The sequence below is a fragment of the Janthinobacterium sp. BJB304 genome, assembly GCF_002735765.1.
Taxonomy (GTDB): domain Bacteria; phylum Pseudomonadota; class Gammaproteobacteria; order Burkholderiales; family Burkholderiaceae_D; genus Janthinobacterium.
Genome location: NZ_PDZN01000006.1, coordinates 49,662 through 67,725, shown reverse-complemented (window position 1 = coordinate 67,725; position 18,064 = coordinate 49,662). Strand labels below are relative to the sequence as shown.

Annotated in this window: 20 protein-coding genes; 17 read left to right on the top strand and 3 right to left on the bottom strand. The window is 65.7% G+C overall.

Translation table 11 applies throughout. The features are described from left to right. The first annotated feature begins 167 nt into the window (after positions 1-167). The 4 genes from CSQ95_RS08920 to CSQ95_RS29645 all read left to right on the top strand — a co-directional run bounded on the left by CSQ95_RS08920 (position 168) and on the right by CSQ95_RS29645 (position 2,514). Positions 168-725 (top strand): helix-turn-helix domain-containing protein, encoded by a 558-nt coding sequence (locus CSQ95_RS08920; RefSeq protein ID WP_099409237.1) that lies wholly within the window; start codon positions 168-170, stop codon positions 723-725. 155 nt (positions 726-880) lie between these two features. Then, positions 881-1,318 (top strand): CHRD domain-containing protein, encoded by a 438-nt coding sequence (locus tag CSQ95_RS08915; protein ID WP_099409236.1) that lies wholly within the window; start codon positions 881-883, stop codon positions 1,316-1,318. Positions 1,319-1,417: 99 nt separating this feature from the next. After that, positions 1,418-2,371, top strand: a complete 954-nt coding sequence (locus CSQ95_RS08910) for an AEC family transporter (protein WP_099409337.1) — start codon at positions 1,418-1,420, stop codon at positions 2,369-2,371. Next, positions 2,368-2,514: a hypothetical protein gene (locus tag CSQ95_RS29645; RefSeq protein WP_180279002.1), complete on the top strand. Its 147-nt coding sequence runs from the start codon at positions 2,368-2,370 to the stop codon at positions 2,512-2,514. The genes CSQ95_RS08910 and CSQ95_RS29645 overlap by 4 nt, the downstream gene beginning before the upstream one ends. Before the next feature lie 125 nt (positions 2,515-2,639). Here CSQ95_RS29645 and CSQ95_RS08905 read toward each other — a convergent pair whose 3' ends face one another. Then, positions 2,640-3,293 (bottom strand): FMN-binding negative transcriptional regulator, encoded by a 654-nt coding sequence (locus CSQ95_RS08905; protein ID WP_099409235.1) that lies wholly within the window; start codon positions 3,291-3,293, stop codon positions 2,640-2,642. Continuing rightward, positions 3,294-3,755 (bottom strand): OsmC family protein, encoded by a 462-nt coding sequence (locus tag CSQ95_RS08900; RefSeq protein WP_099409234.1) that lies wholly within the window; start codon positions 3,753-3,755, stop codon positions 3,294-3,296. A 105-nt stretch (positions 3,756-3,860) separates the two neighbouring features. Between CSQ95_RS08900 and CSQ95_RS08895 the strand changes: the two genes are divergently transcribed. The 11 genes from CSQ95_RS08895 (at position 3,861) to CSQ95_RS08845 (ending at position 15,244) form a co-directional block, all read left to right on the top strand. Continuing rightward, complete coding sequence (locus CSQ95_RS08895) at positions 3,861-5,339, top strand: PLP-dependent aminotransferase family protein (RefSeq protein WP_099409233.1); 1,479 nt, start codon at positions 3,861-3,863, stop codon at positions 5,337-5,339. 38 nt (positions 5,340-5,377) lie between these two features. Further along, complete coding sequence (locus tag CSQ95_RS08890) at positions 5,378-5,941, top strand: DNA-3-methyladenine glycosylase I (protein WP_070221601.1); 564 nt, start codon at positions 5,378-5,380, stop codon at positions 5,939-5,941. Further along, positions 5,941-7,572 (top strand): FAD-dependent 5-carboxymethylaminomethyl-2-thiouridine(34) oxidoreductase MnmC, encoded by a 1,632-nt coding sequence (gene mnmC, locus CSQ95_RS08885; RefSeq protein ID WP_099409336.1) that lies wholly within the window; start codon positions 5,941-5,943, stop codon positions 7,570-7,572. The genes CSQ95_RS08890 and mnmC overlap by 1 nt, the downstream gene beginning before the upstream one ends. 227 nt (positions 7,573-7,799) lie before the next feature. Beyond that, on the top strand, positions 7,800-8,297 hold the full coding sequence (locus CSQ95_RS08880) for a rhodanese-like domain-containing protein (protein WP_083287303.1): 498 nt from the start codon (positions 7,800-7,802) through the stop codon (positions 8,295-8,297). 19 nt (positions 8,298-8,316) lie between these two features. Continuing rightward, positions 8,317-9,303: a serine O-acetyltransferase EpsC gene (gene epsC / locus CSQ95_RS08875; RefSeq protein ID WP_099409232.1), complete on the top strand. Its 987-nt coding sequence runs from the start codon at positions 8,317-8,319 to the stop codon at positions 9,301-9,303. 7 nt (positions 9,304-9,310) lie between these two features. Next, positions 9,311-9,535 carry a helix-turn-helix domain-containing protein gene (locus CSQ95_RS08870; protein ID WP_070221599.1) on the top strand — a complete coding sequence of 75 codons (225 nt, stop codon included), beginning with the start codon at positions 9,311-9,313 and terminating at the stop codon, positions 9,533-9,535. A gap of 117 nt (positions 9,536-9,652) precedes the next feature. Then, the gene (locus CSQ95_RS08865) at positions 9,653-10,582 is read left to right on the top strand and encodes a family 2A encapsulin nanocompartment shell protein (protein ID WP_070292389.1); all 930 of its coding nucleotides are present in this window, start codon (positions 9,653-9,655) and stop codon (positions 10,580-10,582) included. Continuing rightward, the gene (locus tag CSQ95_RS08860; RefSeq protein ID WP_070312557.1) at positions 10,557-12,347 is read left to right on the top strand and encodes a family 2A encapsulin nanocompartment cargo protein cysteine desulfurase; all 1,791 of its coding nucleotides are present in this window, start codon (positions 10,557-10,559) and stop codon (positions 12,345-12,347) included. Before CSQ95_RS08865 ends, CSQ95_RS08860 begins: the two co-directional genes overlap by 26 nt. 155 nt (positions 12,348-12,502) lie before the next feature. Then, entirely contained in the window at positions 12,503-13,222 is a 720-nt protein-coding gene (locus CSQ95_RS08855) for a sensor histidine kinase KdpD (protein ID WP_070221596.1), read from the top strand. A gap of 11 nt (positions 13,223-13,233) precedes the next feature. Continuing rightward, positions 13,234-14,964: a tetratricopeptide repeat-containing response regulator gene (locus CSQ95_RS08850; RefSeq protein ID WP_099409231.1), complete on the top strand. Its 1,731-nt coding sequence runs from the start codon at positions 13,234-13,236 to the stop codon at positions 14,962-14,964. A gap of 16 nt (positions 14,965-14,980) precedes the next feature. Beyond that, positions 14,981-15,244: a hypothetical protein gene (locus CSQ95_RS08845; RefSeq protein ID WP_230492232.1), complete on the top strand. Its 264-nt coding sequence runs from the start codon at positions 14,981-14,983 to the stop codon at positions 15,242-15,244. Positions 15,245-15,265: 21 nt separating this feature from the next. Here the strand turns inward: CSQ95_RS08845 and CSQ95_RS08840 are convergent, their stop codons facing one another. After that, positions 15,266-15,970, bottom strand: a complete 705-nt coding sequence (locus CSQ95_RS08840) for a PhaM family polyhydroxyalkanoate granule multifunctional regulatory protein (protein ID WP_099409230.1) — start codon at positions 15,968-15,970, stop codon at positions 15,266-15,268. A gap of 149 nt (positions 15,971-16,119) precedes the next feature. Here CSQ95_RS08840 and CSQ95_RS08835 point away from each other — a divergent pair, with 149 nt between their 5' ends. After that, the gene (locus CSQ95_RS08835) at positions 16,120-17,232 is read left to right on the top strand and encodes a DUF3108 domain-containing protein (RefSeq protein ID WP_257217997.1); all 1,113 of its coding nucleotides are present in this window, start codon (positions 16,120-16,122) and stop codon (positions 17,230-17,232) included. Beyond that, entirely contained in the window at positions 17,233-18,000 is a 768-nt protein-coding gene (locus tag CSQ95_RS08830) for a DUF3108 domain-containing protein (RefSeq protein WP_099409229.1), read from the top strand. It begins immediately after the preceding gene. Positions 18,001-18,064 lie beyond the last annotated feature (64 nt).

Genomic DNA, 18,064 nt, shown 5'->3' with positions numbered 1-18,064 from the left:
CTGGACTGGGCATGATTGTACTGGAGCAAGAAAAGTGTGAGTTTTCGCGTATTTTCAAGCCCTCTCCGGGGCGGGAGACGGCTTGCAAAGCGATAGTAACTAAGTTTCCGTGTGGCAACCGTAAGATTTTTTTAATTGTTGTGTTGGATCAACGTGAGGAGACGGTCATGAAACATACCAACTTTAATAATTTGCCTTGCCCGATTGCGCGCAGCCTGGGCAAGGTCGGCGAATGGTGGAGCATCCTCATCCTGCGCGAAGCGTTTTATGGCAAGACGCGCTTCGACGAATTTGAAAAAAGCCTCAAGATCGCGCCCACCATCCTGACGCGCCGCCTGGCCGACCTGGTGGAAGGGGGCTTGATGACGCGCCGCCTGTATTGCGCCAAGCCGCCCCGCTACGACTATGTGCTGACCAAGTCCGGGCGCGCCTTCAAGCCCGTCTTGCTGGCGTTTATCGCCTGGGGCAATGAAAACTTCGCGCCCGAAGGCGCCAGTCTCGTCATCGCCAGCCGCGACACGGGCCTGGCCGCCGATCCGGTGCTGGTCGACGCCATGACGGGCTTGCCCATCAATGATGAGTATTACGCGTTCGCGCCAGGGCCTGCCGCCAGCGACAGCATGCGCAACATCATCCTCGATGCGGAAAAAAGCAGCGGCATCGCGCCCAAGCCGAAGGCGCCAGCAGCCAATCGCGGCTGGGTGGCGGAAGGGCATCTGGTCTGAGGCCGGGTGGCGGGCGCGCGCCAAGTTTGTCGCAAAGCAAGACGGATTGCACGGCATGGCGTTACTGTCGCACCATGCAACTCAAGTGCGGCGCAGACCCGGCTGTGCGGGCATGGCGCCATCCGTGATCCGATGTCCGTTGAAGGAGTACTGCGATGACCACATTGCCGCAACACCTACGCCGCGCCGCCAGCGTGCTGGCGCTGGCCGCCCTGCTGGGCGCCTGTTCCCATGGCCCGCATCACCCGGGCGGCCATGACGTCACCCTGACGGGCGCGCAGGAAGTGCCGGCCAATACCAGCACGGCCACCGGCAGCAGCAATATCCGCGTCGCGCACGACCGCAGCGTCAGCGGGGGCGTGCGCTACACGGGCATGGTGGCCACCGTCGCGCATATCCATGAAGCGCCCGCTGGCGCCAACGGCCCCGTCATCGTGCCGCTGGTGAAAACCGCCGAAGGCATGTTTGCCGTGCCGCCGAACAGCATGCTGACGCCGCCCCAGTATGCGAGCTACCAGGCCGGCAACCTGTATGTGAACGTGCACAGCGCGGCCTACCCGGCCGGCGAGATCCGCGCCCAGCTCAAGCCATAGCCTGCCACCGGCGTTTTCTCCGAAACCTCCTTGGGCCGCGCGAGCGGCCTTTTTTTGCGCCAGCCGGCCGGCCAGTGCGGCGCGCTACAATGGCGTTTCATGCTGACCATCCTTGCCATCACCTTTCCCTTCTTCGCCCTGGTGCTGTGCGGCTATCTGGCCGTGCGGCGCACGCTGCTGCCGCTGGCCGCCATCAGCGGCTTGAACAGTTTTGTCCTGTACTTCGCGCTGCCGTGCATGCTGTACCGCTTCGGCGCCGCCACGCCCGTCGCGCAACTGCTCGACGCCAGCGTGTTCGGCGTCTATCTGCTGTGCGCCCTGATCATGGTGGGCGTCACCACGGCCATGACCCTGAGCCACCGCATCGACTGGAACAATGCCGCCTTCGGCGCGCTGGTGGCGGCATTCCCGAACACGGGCTTCATGGGCGTGCCCTTGCTATTGACCTTGCTCGGACCCCGTTCCTCGGGCCCCGTCATCGTCACCATCGTCGTCGACATGCTCATTACCAGCTCGCTGTGCATCGCCCTGTCGCGCATCGGCAGCGGCGGCGCGCACGGCAGCCGCGCCGCTGTCGTCAACGCCATGAAGGGCATGGCGGGCAACCCGATGCCGTGGGCGATCGTGCTCGGTGCCCTGTCGTCGTGGCTGGAACTGGCCTTGCCCGAGCCTTTGACGCAGACGGTGGGCCTGCTGGCCGATGCCGCCTCTCCCGTTGCCCTGTTTACCATCGGCGCCGTGCTGGCCCGTTCGCAGATGAGCACGAGCGACCCGGCGCCGCTGGGAGAATATGTGCCCGTGGCGCTGAAAAAACTGCTGCTGCATCCGCTGCTGGTGTGGGGCATCGGCCGCGCGGCCATCGCGCTCGGTGCGCCGCTCGATCCGTTCGCACTGACCTGCATGGTGCTGGTGGCCTGCCTGCCCAGCGCCAGCAACGTCGCGCTGCTGTCGGAGCGCTTCGGCGCGAACACGGCGCGCATCGCCCGCATCATCCTCGTCTCGACGGCGCTGTCGTTTTTGACGTTTTCGGCGGCCGTCAGCTGGCTGGCGTGAGGGGACAGTCAACGTCACGGGGCGCGCCCCGCGCCTTGCGCATCGTCGGGAGCACAGCGACGACGCGCATCGCCCGCATCATCCTCGTCTCGACGGCGCTGTCGTTCCTGACATTTTCGGCGGCCGTCAACTGGCTGGCGTGAGGGGACAGTCAACGTCACGGGGCGCGCCCCGCGCCTTGCGCATTATCGGGAAACAGCGACGACGCGCATCGCCCGCATCATCCTCGTGTCGACGGCGCTGTCGTTCCTGACGTTTTCGGCGGCCGTCAGCTGGCTGGCGTGACGTTGGCGGCGATCAGCGCGCCCAGCGCCTGCGCCGGGCCGGGGTGATGATCGAGCGCCAGACCGTGCGCCATGCTGGCCTGGTCCTGCATGCTGCGGTTCTGCCCCAGCTTCCATTTTCCTTCCAGGCGCGTGAGGGGAATCTCGATGCCGACGATGGCTTTCAATAGCTTGTCGATATAGCCGGCCGGCGCGTCGTCCACCTTCCACGGCGCGGCTTGATCTGCCTCATGGCGCGCCGTCAGCCGCTCCACCAGTCCCAGCAGCCACGCCGCGTCGTCGATGGCGCGCAGGGGGCCATGCGCGTGCACCACCGCGTAATTGAAGGTGGGCACCTCCTTGCCGCTGCGCTGCTTTTCCGCATACCAGGCGGGCGTGATGTAGGCGTGCGGCCCCTGGAAGATCACCAGTGCGTCGTCGCTCCCGCCCGCCACGCGCCAGAGCGGGTTGGCGCGCGCCACGTGGGCGCGCAGGATGCCGAACGGCGCCTCGGGCGTGGGCGCGGCGATCTCGAACGGCAGATGGTCGGCGCACAAGCCATCGGCACCGTGGCGCACCAGCGCGCCCAGCGGGTGACTGTCGATCAGGCCATGCAGTACGTCGAGGCGCTCTTCGCGGAAGGTGGAGGGCGTGTACATTTAACAGGCTCCTTGCACGACGACGTCGGCCGTCAGCGAATTGGCGATGTAGCAGCGTTCGTGCGCATCGTGGTGCAGGGCGGCCAAGGCATCTGGCGTGGGCGGCGTTCCCGCGAAGGCGATGCGCGGACGCAGCACGATGCGCGTCATGGCCAGGCGGCCTTGTGCATTCTTGCCCAGTTCGCCGACGGCATCGTCGCGGTAATCGTCGATGACGTAGCCGCGCTGGGCCGCCAGCGACAGGAAGAACAGCATGTGGCAGCTCGACGTGGCGGCCACCAGCGCCTCTTCCGGGTCGATGTTTTCCGCCACCGACATCGGCAGCGGCACGGACAGGGGCGACGACGAGGCGGGTACCGTCAGGCCGCCGTCGAACTGCCATTCATGGCCGCGGCTGTAGCGCTGGCCGGCGAAATCCTGGCCGTCGCGCTGCCAGGCCAAGGTGGCGAAAAACTGATGCATGGGTACTCCGCAAAAGTAGAGGGATACGCCATCTTAGCGCCAGTCTTGGCTATTTAAAACAGCCAATAAGTGCTATCTTGAAGATACCAATTCGAGAGCCACACTATGCCAGCTTCCCACCTGAACCAGCTTATCGCCGCCTTGCCGCTGCAGCGCGGCGCCGTCGAACCTCTGTTCCGCCAGCTGTACGCGGCCATCAAGGCGGCCGTCCTCGACGGGCGCATGAGCCCCGGCATGCAGCTGCCGCCCACGCGCGATTTTTGCCGCCTGCTGGCCGTGTCGCGCCAGACGGTGCTCAATGCGTATGCGCTGCTGACGGCGGAAGGCTACCTCGATGGCGCCGTCGGGCGCGGCACCTTTGTCAGCCGCGAGGTGCCGCTGCCTGTGCCGCCGGCAGCTACGCCCGGCCTGCTGCGGCCCCTGTCGGCGCGCGGGCAGGGCGTGGTGACGGCCATGCGCCAGGTGGCGTTCCACCGGGGGCCGCTGCGCGCCTTCCGCGTCGGCATGCCGCGCATCGACCATTTTCCATTTGACGTGTGGAACCGCCTGGAAGCGCGGCGCTGGCGCCGTCCCGACCACCAGTTCGGCTACGGCGACCCGGCCGGCTACCTGCCGCTGCGCGAACTGCTGTGCGTGTACCTGAAGGCGTCGCGCGGCGTCCAGTGCACGCCGCAGCAAATCGTCATCACGTCCGGCTCGCAGCAGGCGCTGTTCATGCTGTCGACCATCCTGCTGGCGCCCGGCGACGCCGCCTGGATGGAGTCGCCCGGCTACCGGGGCGCCAGCGGCCCGCTGCGCGCGGCCGGCGCGCGCGTCTTCCCTGTTCCCGTCGACGCGCAGGGGCTGGACGTGGCCTACGGCGTGGCGCACTGCCCGCAGGCGAAGCTGGCCTACGTGACGCCGTCGCATCAGATGCCGCTGGGCGTGAGCATGAGTTTGCCCCGCCGCTTGGCCCTGCTGGCCTGGGCCGCGCACAATAAAGCCTGGCTGGTGGAAGACGATTACGACAGCGAATACCGCTACTCGGGCGCGCCGCTGGCGTCGCTGCAAAGCCTGGACCGGACCGGCTGCGTGGTCTACGTGGGGACCCTGTCGAAAGTGCTGTTCCCCGGCCTGCGCCTCGGTTACATGGTGGCGCCGCCCGCGCTGGCCGAAGCGCTGGTGCAGGCCAAGGCCGTGATGGACCGGCACACGGCCATCGTGCCGCAGATGGCGCTGGCGGACTTCATCGCCGAGGGCCACTTTGGCCGGCATATCCGCCGCACGCGCGACAGCAATGCCGAACGGCGCGATCTGCTGGTGCGCGGTCTGGCGCACGAACTGGGCGACCAGCTCGCGTGCGGCCCGGCCGACAGCGGCCTGGAACTGTGCGCGTATTTTCGCGGCGATCACGATGAGGAAGCGGTGTCGCGCGCGGGCCTGGCGCGGGGCATCGAACTGCGCCCGCTGGGACACTATGCCGACCCGGCGGCGGGGCCCGAATGCGCCACGCCGCCCGGGCTGCTGCTGGGCTTTGCGGCGATTCCCCCGGCCGAGATGGCGCACGGCTTGCAGGAGCTGGGGCGCATCCTGCGCGGCCGATAAACTATACTGGCGGTTGCCCGCACATGAAGAACCCGACCATGACCACCATCCGCTGCTCCTGGGCCAATCCGGCCAATCCCCGCTACCTTGCGTATCACGACACGGAATGGGGCGTGCCTTGCCACGACGAGCGCCGGCTGTTCGAGATGCTGAACCTGGAAGGCGCGCAGGCTGGCCTGAGCTGGGAAACCATCCTCAACAAGCGCGACACCTACCGCGCCGCTTTTGATAACTGGGATGCGGAAAAGATCGCCGCGTATGGCCCGGACAAGGTGGCGCAGCTGCTGGCGGACCCTGGCATCGTGCGCAACCGCCTGAAGGTGGCGGCCGCCATCACGAATGCCCAAGCCTATTTGCGCCTGCGCGCGGAAGGACAGACCCTGGACAGCTTTTTGTGGGCGTATGTCGACGGCCAGCCCATCGTCAACAGCTGGCAACCGGGCGAGTTTCCCGCCAAGACGGCCCTGTCCGACAAACTGTCGAAAGACTTGCTCAAGCGGGGCTTCAAGTTCGTCGGCTCGACCATCATCTACGCCTACATGCAGGGCATCGGCATGGTCAACGACCACGCGCCCGCCTGCTTTTGCCGCGCGGGGCGCTGATGCGCCGCGCCCTGGTCCTGCTCGACACGGATTTTGACGGTGCCCGCCTGCGCGCCGCCTGCGCCGCGCATGGCGGTCGCCGCCTGCATTACATCGCGCTGGCGCCGCGTCCCGTCGATGCGCATCACTTGCCCGACGAGTGGCGCGCACAGTGGCCGCCCTGCGTGCCGGGCCTGCACCGCATGGTGTCGCACGATGGTCTCGTCACACTCGATGTGCTGATCGGCGAGCCCGATGCCTGTCTGGCGCAATTGTCGGCGCGTGTCGATGAAGTGCACCTGGCCTGGGTGCCGGCGGCCACGCCGGTGCTGGCGCGCCTGATGGCCGATGGCGCGCACCTGCAAGCCGTGCACCTGGACGAGGCGCAGCGCGCGGCGCTGCAAAAGCATGGCTTTGTTTTTGACGAGAGCCGTTTGCGCGCCGTGTTTTATGCGCGGCGCGACGAGTACGCGGCCGTTGCCGCGCCCGAGCGGTGCGCCGTCGTCATCGGCGCGGGCGTGGCCGGCGCGGCCGCCTGCGAACGGCTGGCCGCGCGCGGCTGGAAGGTGACCTTGATCGAACGCCACGCGCAGCCTGCGAGCGAAGCGTCGGGCAACCTGGCCGGCATCTTCATGCCGCTGATGTCGAAGGACGACAATATCGCCACGCGCCTGGTGCGCGCCGCCTACCTGTACTCGCTGAAGCGCTGGAAAGACCTGGGCGGTATCGGCGCCGCCATCGAGGGTGCGCAAAGCGGCGTGCTGCACCTGGCGCGCGACGGGGCGCATGCGCAGGTGCAGCGGCAGATCGCCGCCAGCGGCCTGTATCCGCGTGAATTCGCCCGCTGGCTGGAAGCGCCTGAGGCAACCGCCATGCTGGGCGCGCCGGCGCCCGATGGCGCCTGGTGGTTCGAGCAGGGCGGCTGGGCGCGCCCGTCTTCCGTCTGCGAGGCCATGCTGGACGCCTGCGGCGCCTTGCTCACGCGGCGCTTTTCCAGCAGCGCCCTGCGCCTGGAACGTGGCGACGGCGAATGGCTGGTGCGCGATGCGGACGGTGCCCTGATCGCGGCGGCACCCACCGTCATCCTGGCGGCGGGCACGGGGGCCGTGGATTTCGAACAGGCGGCCGGCTTGCCGCTGGACGCCGTGCGCGGCCAGGTCACGCACCTGGCCGAAGGCAGCTTGCCGTCGCTGCCGTTCGTCGTCTGCCGCGAAGCCTACGTGACGCCGGCGTACCAGGGCGTCGTGTGCGTGGGCGCCAGCTACGATGCGGACGCGGACCCCGGCTTGCGCCCATCGAACCAGGAAGAAAATATCGCGAAGATCGCCGACATCCTGGACGTGGCCCCGTTCGAGGCGCCGCTGGCCGGGCGCACGGGCTTTCGCTGCATGGCAGCGGACCGCCTGCCGCTGGCGGGCGCCTTGCCCGACCCCGGCATACCGGGCCGCTGCGAGCGCCTGCGCGACGTGCCGCGCTGGCCCGGGCTGTTTGGCTTGCTCGGTTATGCCTCGCGCGGCCTGATCTGGGCGCCGTTGGCGGCCGAGCTGCTGGCTTGCCAGCTGGAGGGGGAGCCGTTGCCGCTGGAGAGTCAATTGGCCGCCGCACTGGATCCTGCCCGTTTCTTGCTGCGCGAACGCCGCCGCGCTGGTTGAGCGTTGGCGCAGAGCAGGCGAGGGCTGGGGTCAGACCCCCAACACAGCTGACGCAAAGCCTGGCGCCAACGCGCGTGAGGGTCTGACCCCATATGCGGACGCTCTGCGCGTAGTCCCATATCTGTTTTTCAGCTTTCCAAACTCTTTTTAATTTGTTTTCCGAACAACATAAGTTCGCTACAGTGGACTCGTGCTGGTTTTTGACGACGGAATAAAGAGGTGGACAGATGGCTGCTGCAGAACTGATTTTCGATCCCCGCGCCGCGCACGGCGAGGCGGCGTTTGACGAAGTACTCCATCTCGCGCGCAGCCAGGCGCAGGCGCAGGGTTTGCCGTATGCGGGCATCGTCAGCGCGCAGGATGCGTGGCAACTGGTGCAGGCCGGCAAAGCCGTGCTGGTCGACGTGCGCACCAACGAAGAACGCACTTTTGTCGGCTACGTGCCCGCCTCGCTGCACGTGGCGTGGGCCACCGGCACGGCCATGAACCGCAATCCCCGTTTTACCCGCGAGCTCGAAGCGAAGGTGGGCGGCAAGGATGCCGTCGTGGTGCTGCTGTGCCGCAGCGGCAAGCGCTCGGCCGCGGCGGCCGAAGCGGCCGCCAAGGCGGGTTTTACGCACGTCTTCAATATCGCGCAAGGCTTCGAGGGCGACCTCGACGCACAGCAGCAGCGTGGCCACAGCGGCGGCTGGCGCTGGCATGCGCTGCCGTGGCTGCAAGATTAACCCTCTTCCCGGGACCACCATGAACCAGCGAGCCATTCCCCCCGTCTCCCTTGCCGCGCAGCCGCAATGGGAGCTGCATCAGATCGTCGATGAATTGCGCGCCGTGCGCGCGCAGTGGCGCGAAGGGCTGGCCAGCAGCCAGGAATGCGGCGCGCGCGAATTCCCGTCGCGCCAGCATCTGCACGACATCATCAAAGCCCTGTGCGCGGCCCTGTTCCCCATGCGTCTGGGGCCCCTCGACCTGCAGCAGGAGAGCGAGGATTTCTTTGTCGGCCACACGCTCGACACGACGCTCACGGGCTTGCACGAACAGGTGCGGCGCGAACTCAGTTACCACGCGCGCCAGCACGGCTTGCAGCAGACGGTGCCCATCGAACAGCAGGCGCTGGCCATCGTGCAGCGCTTCGCCCGCGCGCTGCCGCGCATCCGCGCCCGGCTCGACACGGACGTGGCGGCCGCCTTCCATGGCGACCCGGCCGCGCACAGCGTCGACGAAGTGCTGCTGTGCTATCCGGGCATCCTGGCCATCATCCATTACCGCCTGGCGCACACCCTGTATGCGCTCGGCGCGCCGCTGGTGGCGCGCATCATCGCCGAAGTGGCCCATTCGCAGACGGGCATCGACATCCACCCGGGCGCCATCATCGGCAGCAGCTTTTTCATCGATCATGGTACGGGCGTGGTGATCGGCGAGACGGCCATCATCGGCGAACGGGTGCGCATTTATCAAGCCGTCACCCTGGGCGCCAAGCGCTTTCCCGCCGGCGCCGACGGCGTGCTGAAAAAGGGACTGGCGCGCCATCCCATCGTGCAGGACGACGTGGTCATTTATGCGGGCGCGACGATCCTGGGGCGGGTGACCATCGGCCAGGGCTCGGTCATCGGCGGCAATGTCTGGCTGACCCGCAGCGTGGCGCCCGGCAGCCATGTCACGCAAGCGCACAACCAGCAGGAGGCCCCGGAGTCGCCGGCGCCATCCCACCCCGCCTTTGCCCACCACCCATGAGGACAGCATGTTGATCAAACAGTTTGGACTGGCCGTGCGCCAGTTGCGCGAAGGGCGTGGCTGGTCGCAGGAGCGCCTGGCCGAAGCGGCCGACTTGAACCGCTCGTTCATCGGCGAAATCGAACGGGGCGCCGCCACGCCATCGCTACTGACGGTGGAAAAACTGGCCATCGCGCTGGGCATCGGCCTGGCGGGATTGATGGCGCGCTGCGAACCGGAACTGGTGGATTAAATCGAGTGGATCAAGCGTCACGATGATGGCGATAGCATGTTGAGAGAAGAGGGGAGACGTCCGATACTTTATTTGTTTTTCAGATAAGCATATTCACTTTTCTCATCAGGAGTAGTCATGACAGTAGCAACAGAGAGCCAGTTTGCGCTGGGCGACAACGCCGCGCGCCAGCTGGCCAATGCAAGCAAGAGCATCCCCCAGTTATCCACGATCACGCCGCGCTGGCTCGTGCACCTGCTGCAATGGCTGCCCGTGGAAGCGGGTATCTACCGCCTCAACCGCGTGAAAAATCCGAAGGACGTGCGCGTGGCCTGCTCGCAGCGCGACGAATCGGAACTGCCGCAAACCTTCGTCGACTACGACGACCAGCCGCGCGAGTATTTTCTCAATGCCGTCAGCACGGTGCTCGACGTGCACACACGCGTGTCGGACCTGTACAGCAGCCCGCACGACCAGATCAAGGAGCAGCTGCGCCTGACCATCGAGACGATCAAGGAGCGCCAGGAAAGCGAATTGATCAACAATCCCGACTACGGCCTGCTGGCCAGCGTGCATGACGACCAGCGCATCTTTACGCTGACGGGCGCGCCCACGCCGGACGACCTCGACGAACTGCTGACGAAAGTGTGGAAGGAGCCGGGCTTTTTCCTGGCGCACCCGCTGGCCATTGCCGCCTTTGGCCGCGAATGTACGCGCCGTGGCGTGCCGCCGCCCACCGTCAGCCTGTTCGGCTCCCAGTTTTTGACGTGGCGCGGCGTGCCGCTGGTGCCGTCCGATAAGCTGCCCATCGAAGACGGCAAGACGAAGATCATTTTGCTGCGCGCGGGTGAGCAGCGGCAAGGCGTGATCGGCCTGTTCCAGCCTGGCCTGGCGGGCGAGCAAAGCCCGGGCCTGTCCGTGCGCTTCATGGGCATCAACCGCCACGCGATTTCGTCCTATTTGATTTCGCTGTATTGCTCGCTGGCTGTGCTGACCGACGATGCGCTGGCCGTACTGGAAGACGTGGAGATCGGTAAATACCATGACTACCCAGACACCTACAAGTGATGGCGCGGCGGGCTTGCCTGCCGTCCCGTTTCTGCCTGACGAAGCGACCCTGAACCGCCTGGCCGGCGAGTTTTTCGCGCGCTTGCCTGGCCTCGCGCCTGCGCTTGACAAGTCGCCCAGCCTTGGCGGTTCCGGCAGCGTGCTCGATGCGGCGCCCCGTTATGTGAACCGTCCGCCGCCCCAGCCCGGCCCGTCGTTTGCCGCCATCGCCCCCGGTGTGGCGACGGCGCAAGTGCCGCCCGTGACGGCGCCACTGGAAGCACCGATCGCGCCGGCGCCGGCATCGGTACCCACGCCGCGCGCGTCCAGCCTCGGTGCGCCGTCGCCCTACTATTTTGTCGGCGGCGCGCATGGCTATCCCGCCTCGAACCATAATCTCGACGGGCTGGCGGGCCAGGGACTGGGACAGGCCGCGCCCGACGCGTTTGCCACGCCGCAGCGGACGCCCGCGCGCCAGCTGCCCATATCGCCATCTGACAGCCAGCCCGCGTTCTATTTCCAGACCGAGCTGCCTGCGCGGCCGCAAGGGCATGGCCAAACCCCCGCGCCATTCGACGTGCACGCCGTGCGGCGCGACTTTCCCGTACTGGCCGAACGGGTCAACGGCAAGCCGCTGGCCTGGTTCGACAATGCGGCCACTACGCACAAGCCGCAGTCGGTGATCGACCGCGTGTCGTATTTCTATGCGCACGAGAATTCGAACATCCACCGCGCGGCGCACGCGCTGGCGGCGCGCGCCAGTGATGCCTATGAAGCGGCGCGCGCCAAGGTGGCGAGTTTTCTGGGCGCCGCCTCGGCCAATGAAATCATCTTCGTGCGCGGCGCCACGGAAGGCATCAATCTGATCGCCAACACGTTCGGGCGCAAGTACATCGGCAGCGGCGACGAGATCATCGTCTCGCAGCTCGAGCACCACGCCAACATCGTGCCGTGGCAGCAGCTGGCGGCGGAAAAGGGCGCTACCCTGCGCGTGATTCCCGTCGACGACAGCGGCCAGATCCTCCTCGATGAATTCCGCAAGCTGCTCAACGGGCGCACCAAGCTGGTGTCCGTGACGCAGGTGTCGAATGCGCTGGGGACGGTCACGCCGGTGGCGCAGATCATCGCGCTCGCGCATGCGGCCGGCGTGCGCGTGCTGGTCGACGGGGCGCAAGCCGTGTCGCATTTGCGCGTGGACGTGCAGGCGCTGGGCGCCGATTTCTATGTATTTTCGGGGCATAAAGTGTTCGGCCCGACGGGCATCGGCGCCGTGTATGGCAAGGCGGACTTGCTCGAGCAGTTGCCGCCATGGCAGGGCGGCGGCAACATGATCGCCGACGTCACGTTCGAGCGCACCGTCTACCAGGGCGTGCCGAACCGTTTCGAGGCGGGCACGGGCAATATCGCCGATGCCGTCGGTCTGGGCGCGGCCATCGATTACGTGCAGCGCATCGGCCTGGAAAACATCGCCGCCTACGAGCACGCGCTGCTGGAATACGCGACGCACCAGCTGCAAGCGATTCCCGGCGTGCGCCTGATCGGCACGGCGCTGGACAAGGCCAGCGTGGCGTCGTTCGTGCTGGCCGGCTACGAGCCGGCGGAAGTGGGGCGCGCCCTGAACGACGAGGGCATCGCCGTGCGCTCGGGCCACCACTGCGCCCAGCCGATTTTGCGCCGCTTCGGCGTGGAAGCGACCGTGCGGCCCTCGTTCGCCTTCTACAACACGTATGAGGAAATCGACCGCATGATCGTCGTGGTCAAACGCCTGGCGGGCGCGCGCCGCTGATCTTGCCCGCTTGTCAAGCTGATGCCGCCCCTGCGCAAGCGGGGCGGCATTGTTGCGTCAAATCACGGACTTTGCGCGCGGCTGGCTGGCGCCCGCAGGCTGGCGGTATAATTTATCCTTGGCAATATTCAAGCTGCGGCCCAAGGAGATATCCGGTGGAAGATCAACACAGCTCGCCCGAGCTATTCCTGTTCCTGGCGTCGACCGTGCACGACATGAAAAATTCGATCAGCGTCGTCAGCGGCACTTTGGAGTCGCTGCTGGCGGCCGAGCAGGCCAAGCCGACGCCCCAGGCCGACCCCGCCTATCTGCAGATGGCGCAGATGCTGTACCAGACCAAGCGCCTCAACGATAACCTGATCCAGCTGCTGGCCCTGTACAAGGAAGTGGGCAAGCCCGGCTACCCCTTCGACGTACAGCCGCAATTGGTGAGCCAGGTCATCGACCAGGTGGTGGACCAGGAAAAGATCCTGCTGGCCTCGAAAGGCATCCATCTGCAGACGGCTTGCCCGCCCGAGCTGATCTGGACCCTCGATGAAGACCTGGTCATCGGCGTGCTCGCGCATGCCATCAACAACGCCATCCGCTACACGAAGGATACGATACGCCTGTCGGTGCGGGAGCACGACGATATGCTCGAGCTGCGCGTGGAAGACAATGGCGACGGCTATACCCAGGCGCTGCTCGACGCGGGCAGCGCGGCCATGGATGGCATGACCGCCGGCGTGAATTTTTCCACCAACAGCACGGGCCTGGGCCTGTATTTTTCCAGCGAAGTGGCAAAGATGCACAAGCACCGAGGCAGCAGCGGCAGTATCGCCCTGGAAAATGGCGGCGCCCTAGGCGGCGGCTGTTTCATCCTGCGCCTGCCCTGAACGAGGATGCCATGACGACAGACAGCCACGCCACCGCCGCCGAAGCGGGCAGCACCGACTGGGCCGACAAACATTATCTGCTGGTCGACGACTTCATCGGCATCCGCATCCTGCTGCGCGAATCGCTGCGCAACCTGGGCGCGCGCCATATCGACCAGGCGGCCAGCGGCGGCGAAGCCATGAAGCTGCTGGCCAAGACGCGCTACGACGTGGTGCTGTGCGATTACAACCTGGGCGAAGGCAAGAATGGCCAGCAAGTGCTGGAAGAGACGCGCGTGCGCAACCTGACGGCGCCGTCGAGCGTGTGGCTGATGGTGTCGGCCGAGAAAAGCGTGGAATCGGTGATGGGCGCGGCCGAGCACCAGCCCGACGCCTACCTGATCAAACCGATCACGGAAGGCGTGCTGCTGACGCGCTTGAACCGCGTGTGGCACAAGAAGCAGGTGTTCCGTGAAATCGACCAGGCCTGCATGGAAAAGGATTATCTGCGCGCGGCCAAGTTGTGCGATGCGCAGATCGAAGTCAACAAGCTGCACGAGCTGGAATTGCTGCGCATGAAGGCGTCGTTGCTGCTGAAAAGCGGCGAGCCGGAAAAGGCCCGCGCCGTGTACGAAAAAGTGCTGGCCGAGCGCGATTACAGCTGGGCCAAGGCAGGCCTGGGCAAGATCCGCATGAATAACGGCGAGCACGAGGCGGCGCGCCAGATCTTCCAGGGCGTGATCGTCGAGAACAAGTACTACATCGACGCCTACGACCAGATGGCCGTCGCCTACCAGCTGATGGGCCAGCACGAGGAAGCGTGCGGCGTGCTGGAAAAGGCGGCGCGCCTGTCGCCCAATTCCGTGCCGCGCCAGCGCAACCTGGGGCTGGCGGCGCTAAAGATCGGCAATGTCAGCATGGCGGAAAAGGCTTTTCGCAAGTGTATTTCCATCGGCGAGTTTTCCGTCATGAAGACGCCGGACGCCTATCTGGGACTGGCGCGCGTGTGCGGCCTGAAGAAGGATGCCAAGGAGGCGCTGCAATGGCTGCTGCTGGCGCAGCGCGAATTCTCGCCTGAGCAGATCGGCTTGCGCGCGAAGATCACGGAAGGCATGGTGCACCACGAAACGGGCGATTACCGGCGCGCGCGCAAGTGCGGCGACGAACTCGAAGCCATGCTGCTGGAAGACCCGGCGCGGCCCGAGAAAAGCATCTGCATGGAACTGGCGACCCTGCTGTTCGCCGTCGGCGTCAAGGATGCGCCGTCCGGCCTGCTGTGCTACGTGGTGAAGAACAACCACGACAACCAGGTGGTGCAGGACGAGGTGCAAAAGATCTTCGACAAGGCGAAGATGGGCGACGAAGGCACGAGCCTGATCATCGCCTCGCGCAAGGAAGCGTCGGACTTGATGAACAAGGGCGTGCTGCTGTGGAAGACGGACAAGCTCAACGAAGCGGTGGCCTGGATGCGCGCGGCGCGCGAAAAACTGCCGAACAACCTGCGCATCCTGTTCAATTCCGCGCAAATCATCGTATCGTTCCTGGAGCAGCGCGGCTACCAGGCGGACTTGGCGGCCGAGGCGATGGAAGTGTTGTTGTATGTAGACAAAATTGCACCGGGCCAGCAGCGCTTTGCGCAATTGATGGAGCAACTGGTGCAGCTGACGCCGCCGCCCGGGCCGGAAGAGGCCGTCGAGGTGGCGGAAAAAGCGCCGCCGGCGCCGGAAAAAGGGGGAAAAGCCGTGCGGGAGCGTGCCGGATGATAAACTAGGGGCCAGCGTGGGTTCGCCTGCGCTTGAGTTGCTCTACAACAATAAGGAAGAAACTATGCGTGATGTGGTCAATGAAGTATACAAAAAAATGAAAGTCGGCGCCGTTGCCTGGGTACGCCCGGTGGCCGCCAAGGGAGACACGCTGGAAACATTCCAGTCTTCGTATGAGCACGCCAAGGCGCTGGCCGACGAAGGCCTGATCACGATCGGTGACGTAAAACGCCAGGCCGACAATCAGATCGAGGCGATCCGCATTCATCGTATCGCCTGATCACATCGCCTCTCCGCGACGTCAGGATTTGCCTGGCGCCTTGGACTTGGGTGCCGCGCGCTTTGCCGGCGCCTTGCGCAGCGGGGCTTTGGCCTTGGCTGCCATGCCTGCTTCTGCCGGCTTGGCGGACTTGCTGGCCGTGGCTCCACCGCCAAAACTGGCCGCTGCCGCACTGGCCGCATCGGGCGACATCGCTGTCGACACGGCCTGCTTGAACTGATCTTGTAACAAATTCCACCAGGCACTTGGATTGGCCAGCTGGGCTGCCGCCTGGCTGCCGGCATCGTTGGGCGCCGCCGTAGCCGGTTCGGGCGCGGGTGCAGGCGCCGGTTTCGGTTCAGGCGCTGGCGCTGCGGGTGCCGCTTGCTGGAAAAACGCGGAAGCGTAGGGCACCGAATCAAACACGGACTTCTCGCTGGCGCCTGGCTGGGTGATGGCCGCGGCCAGGGACGCGCCCATCGATTTCAGGGTGGCGATGGTGCCGCGTTGTACTTCCAATGCCTGGATACTGCCGCGCAGCATGCTGGTATTGAGGTTCAGCCAGGCTTCGACGGCTTTCAAGTCATTGATTTTCTTGTCCAGCTCTTCCACCGACATGGTGGGCGCAGTGATGCCGGGCACGCCCATGCCGGGCACGCTCATGCTGCCCCACAGGTTTTTGACGAAGTCGAGGGTGTCGGTCACAACTGCTGCGCCCGGCATTTGGGGCATTTGCGGGTTTGCCATGCGAAATCTCCTGGTAGGTGGATGTGCCTAGCGTAGCAGATATCAGCTTGCAACTGACGCAAAGCCGCCAACATTTTCTTACATAAAACAGCAGGAGTTGAGCACAGGCAAGAAGCAGGAAGTGGGGGGAAGGCGTTACACTACGGCCTATGATGCCTGACTCCTTCTTTTCGCCACCGCGCCGCCGCACCGTCATTTTTGTCGCGGTCATCGGCGCACTGCATTACGTGGCGCTGGAATGGCTCACCTCGCATGCCAGCATGGTGCCGCTGGGGCAGGATCATGCGCAGGTGGTGAGCATGGCATTGATCGCCGAGCCACCCAAACCCGTGCCGGTGGCGCCGCCGCCGACGCTGCGGCCCTTGCCCGAGCCCCGCTTGCCGCCGCCACCGCCGCCGACGGAGCTGCCGTCGAGCGAGTCGGCCCAGTTGACGGCGCCTGCCAGCGACGCGCCGGAAGGGTCGGTGACGCCCGCGGCACCGGCGGCCAGCGCGCCAGCCATCACGGCGCCCGCGCCCGCCGTGGCGGAAGCTGCCGCGGCGGCTCCCGCGCCGCCGCCACCGCCCGTCGAGCAGGCGCGGCGCTACAAGACGAATGCGCCCGCATCGGCCCAGTTCGACCTGCACGTGGACCGGCGCGATGCGGACGGCACCAAGTGGCAGGGCGTGGCCGGCATGGCGTGGGAAAACCGGGGCGACACGTACCAGCTGAAACTGGAAGTGGGCTTGAGCATGCTGATCACACGCATCAACCTGCTGGTGCTGACCAGCGAGGGCCTGATCGGCGGCAGCGGCATCGTGCCCGTCACGGCCACGGAAAAACGCAAGGGCCGCGCGCAAACGGCCACGCATTTCAACCGCGACGCCAAGACCATCACGTTTTCAGCCACGACGGCGACGGTGCCATGGCAGGAGGGGGCGCAGGACAAGGCGACCGTGCCGTTCCAGCTGGCCGCCATCGGCCGCGCCGACGTCAACCAGCTGGCGGGCAATATCGACATCCTTGTCGGCGAGGAAAAGGAAGCGACCGTGTTCCGCTTCCAGCTGGTGGGCGAGGAAGAGCTGGACACCAAGATGGGCCGCCTGGTGACCTGGCATTTGCGCCGGCCGCCGAAGCCGGGCACATATTCGTCGCAGCTTGATATCTGGCTGGCGCCGTCCATGCAATGGTATCCGGTACAAATACGCAATACCGAAGCGAACGGGGCGCTGACCACGCAAACCGTGACCCAAATTCGCGTCAATGACGCTACAGGAAAATAAATGACTACTTTAATAACTTTGAAACGCGTTCTGATCGCCAGCCTGCTGGCCGCCACCCTGAGTCCCGCCATGGCGGCGAACGAGCCCGTGGACCATCCTGTCGTCAAGCGCCCGTACAAGCTGGCGCCGTCGGCTGACCTCGTCTATTCGATCAAGGCCAGGCAGCGCGGCATTGCGCTGTCCGGCGAATCGCTCAGCAACTGGCGCGTGGGCGATGGCAAGTACTCGCTGCTGGCCGAAACCAAGGCGGCCCTGTTCGGCAAGATCCTCGAACAGCGCAGCGAAGGCGCGGTCGACGATTACGGCCTGGCGCCCGTTCAATTCGTGGAAAAGCGCTTCCGCAAGGATGCCGTCACGACCACCTTCAAGCGCGACAGCAAGACCATCGTCTTTGGCGAAGGCGATGAAACCTATCCGCTGAAAGGCGGCGAACAGGACCGCAATAGCGCCGTCTGGCAACTGGCCAGCGTGGCGCGCGCCGCGCCCGAGAAATTCGTCCCCGGCTCGGAATGGGCCTTCTTCGTCGCCGGCGCGCATGATGCCGAGCCGTGGACCTTCAAGGTGGTCAAGGAAGAGACGGTCGCCACGGGCATGGGGGAGGTCGCCGCCATCCATCTGGTCAAGGCGCCGCCGCCGGACAAGAAGGGCCAGCAAGTGGACCTGTGGCTGGCGCCGTCGCTGGAATGGTATCCCGTGAAGGTGACATTCGCCGACGCGGACGGCGGCGATTACGTCGAGCAAACCTTGCAGAAGATCGTCAAGAAGTAAGTGTTCACTAATGGTCCGGGGCCAGGCAGGCCATGTTTGGCCCCCCATTTCATCATGCTGGCCC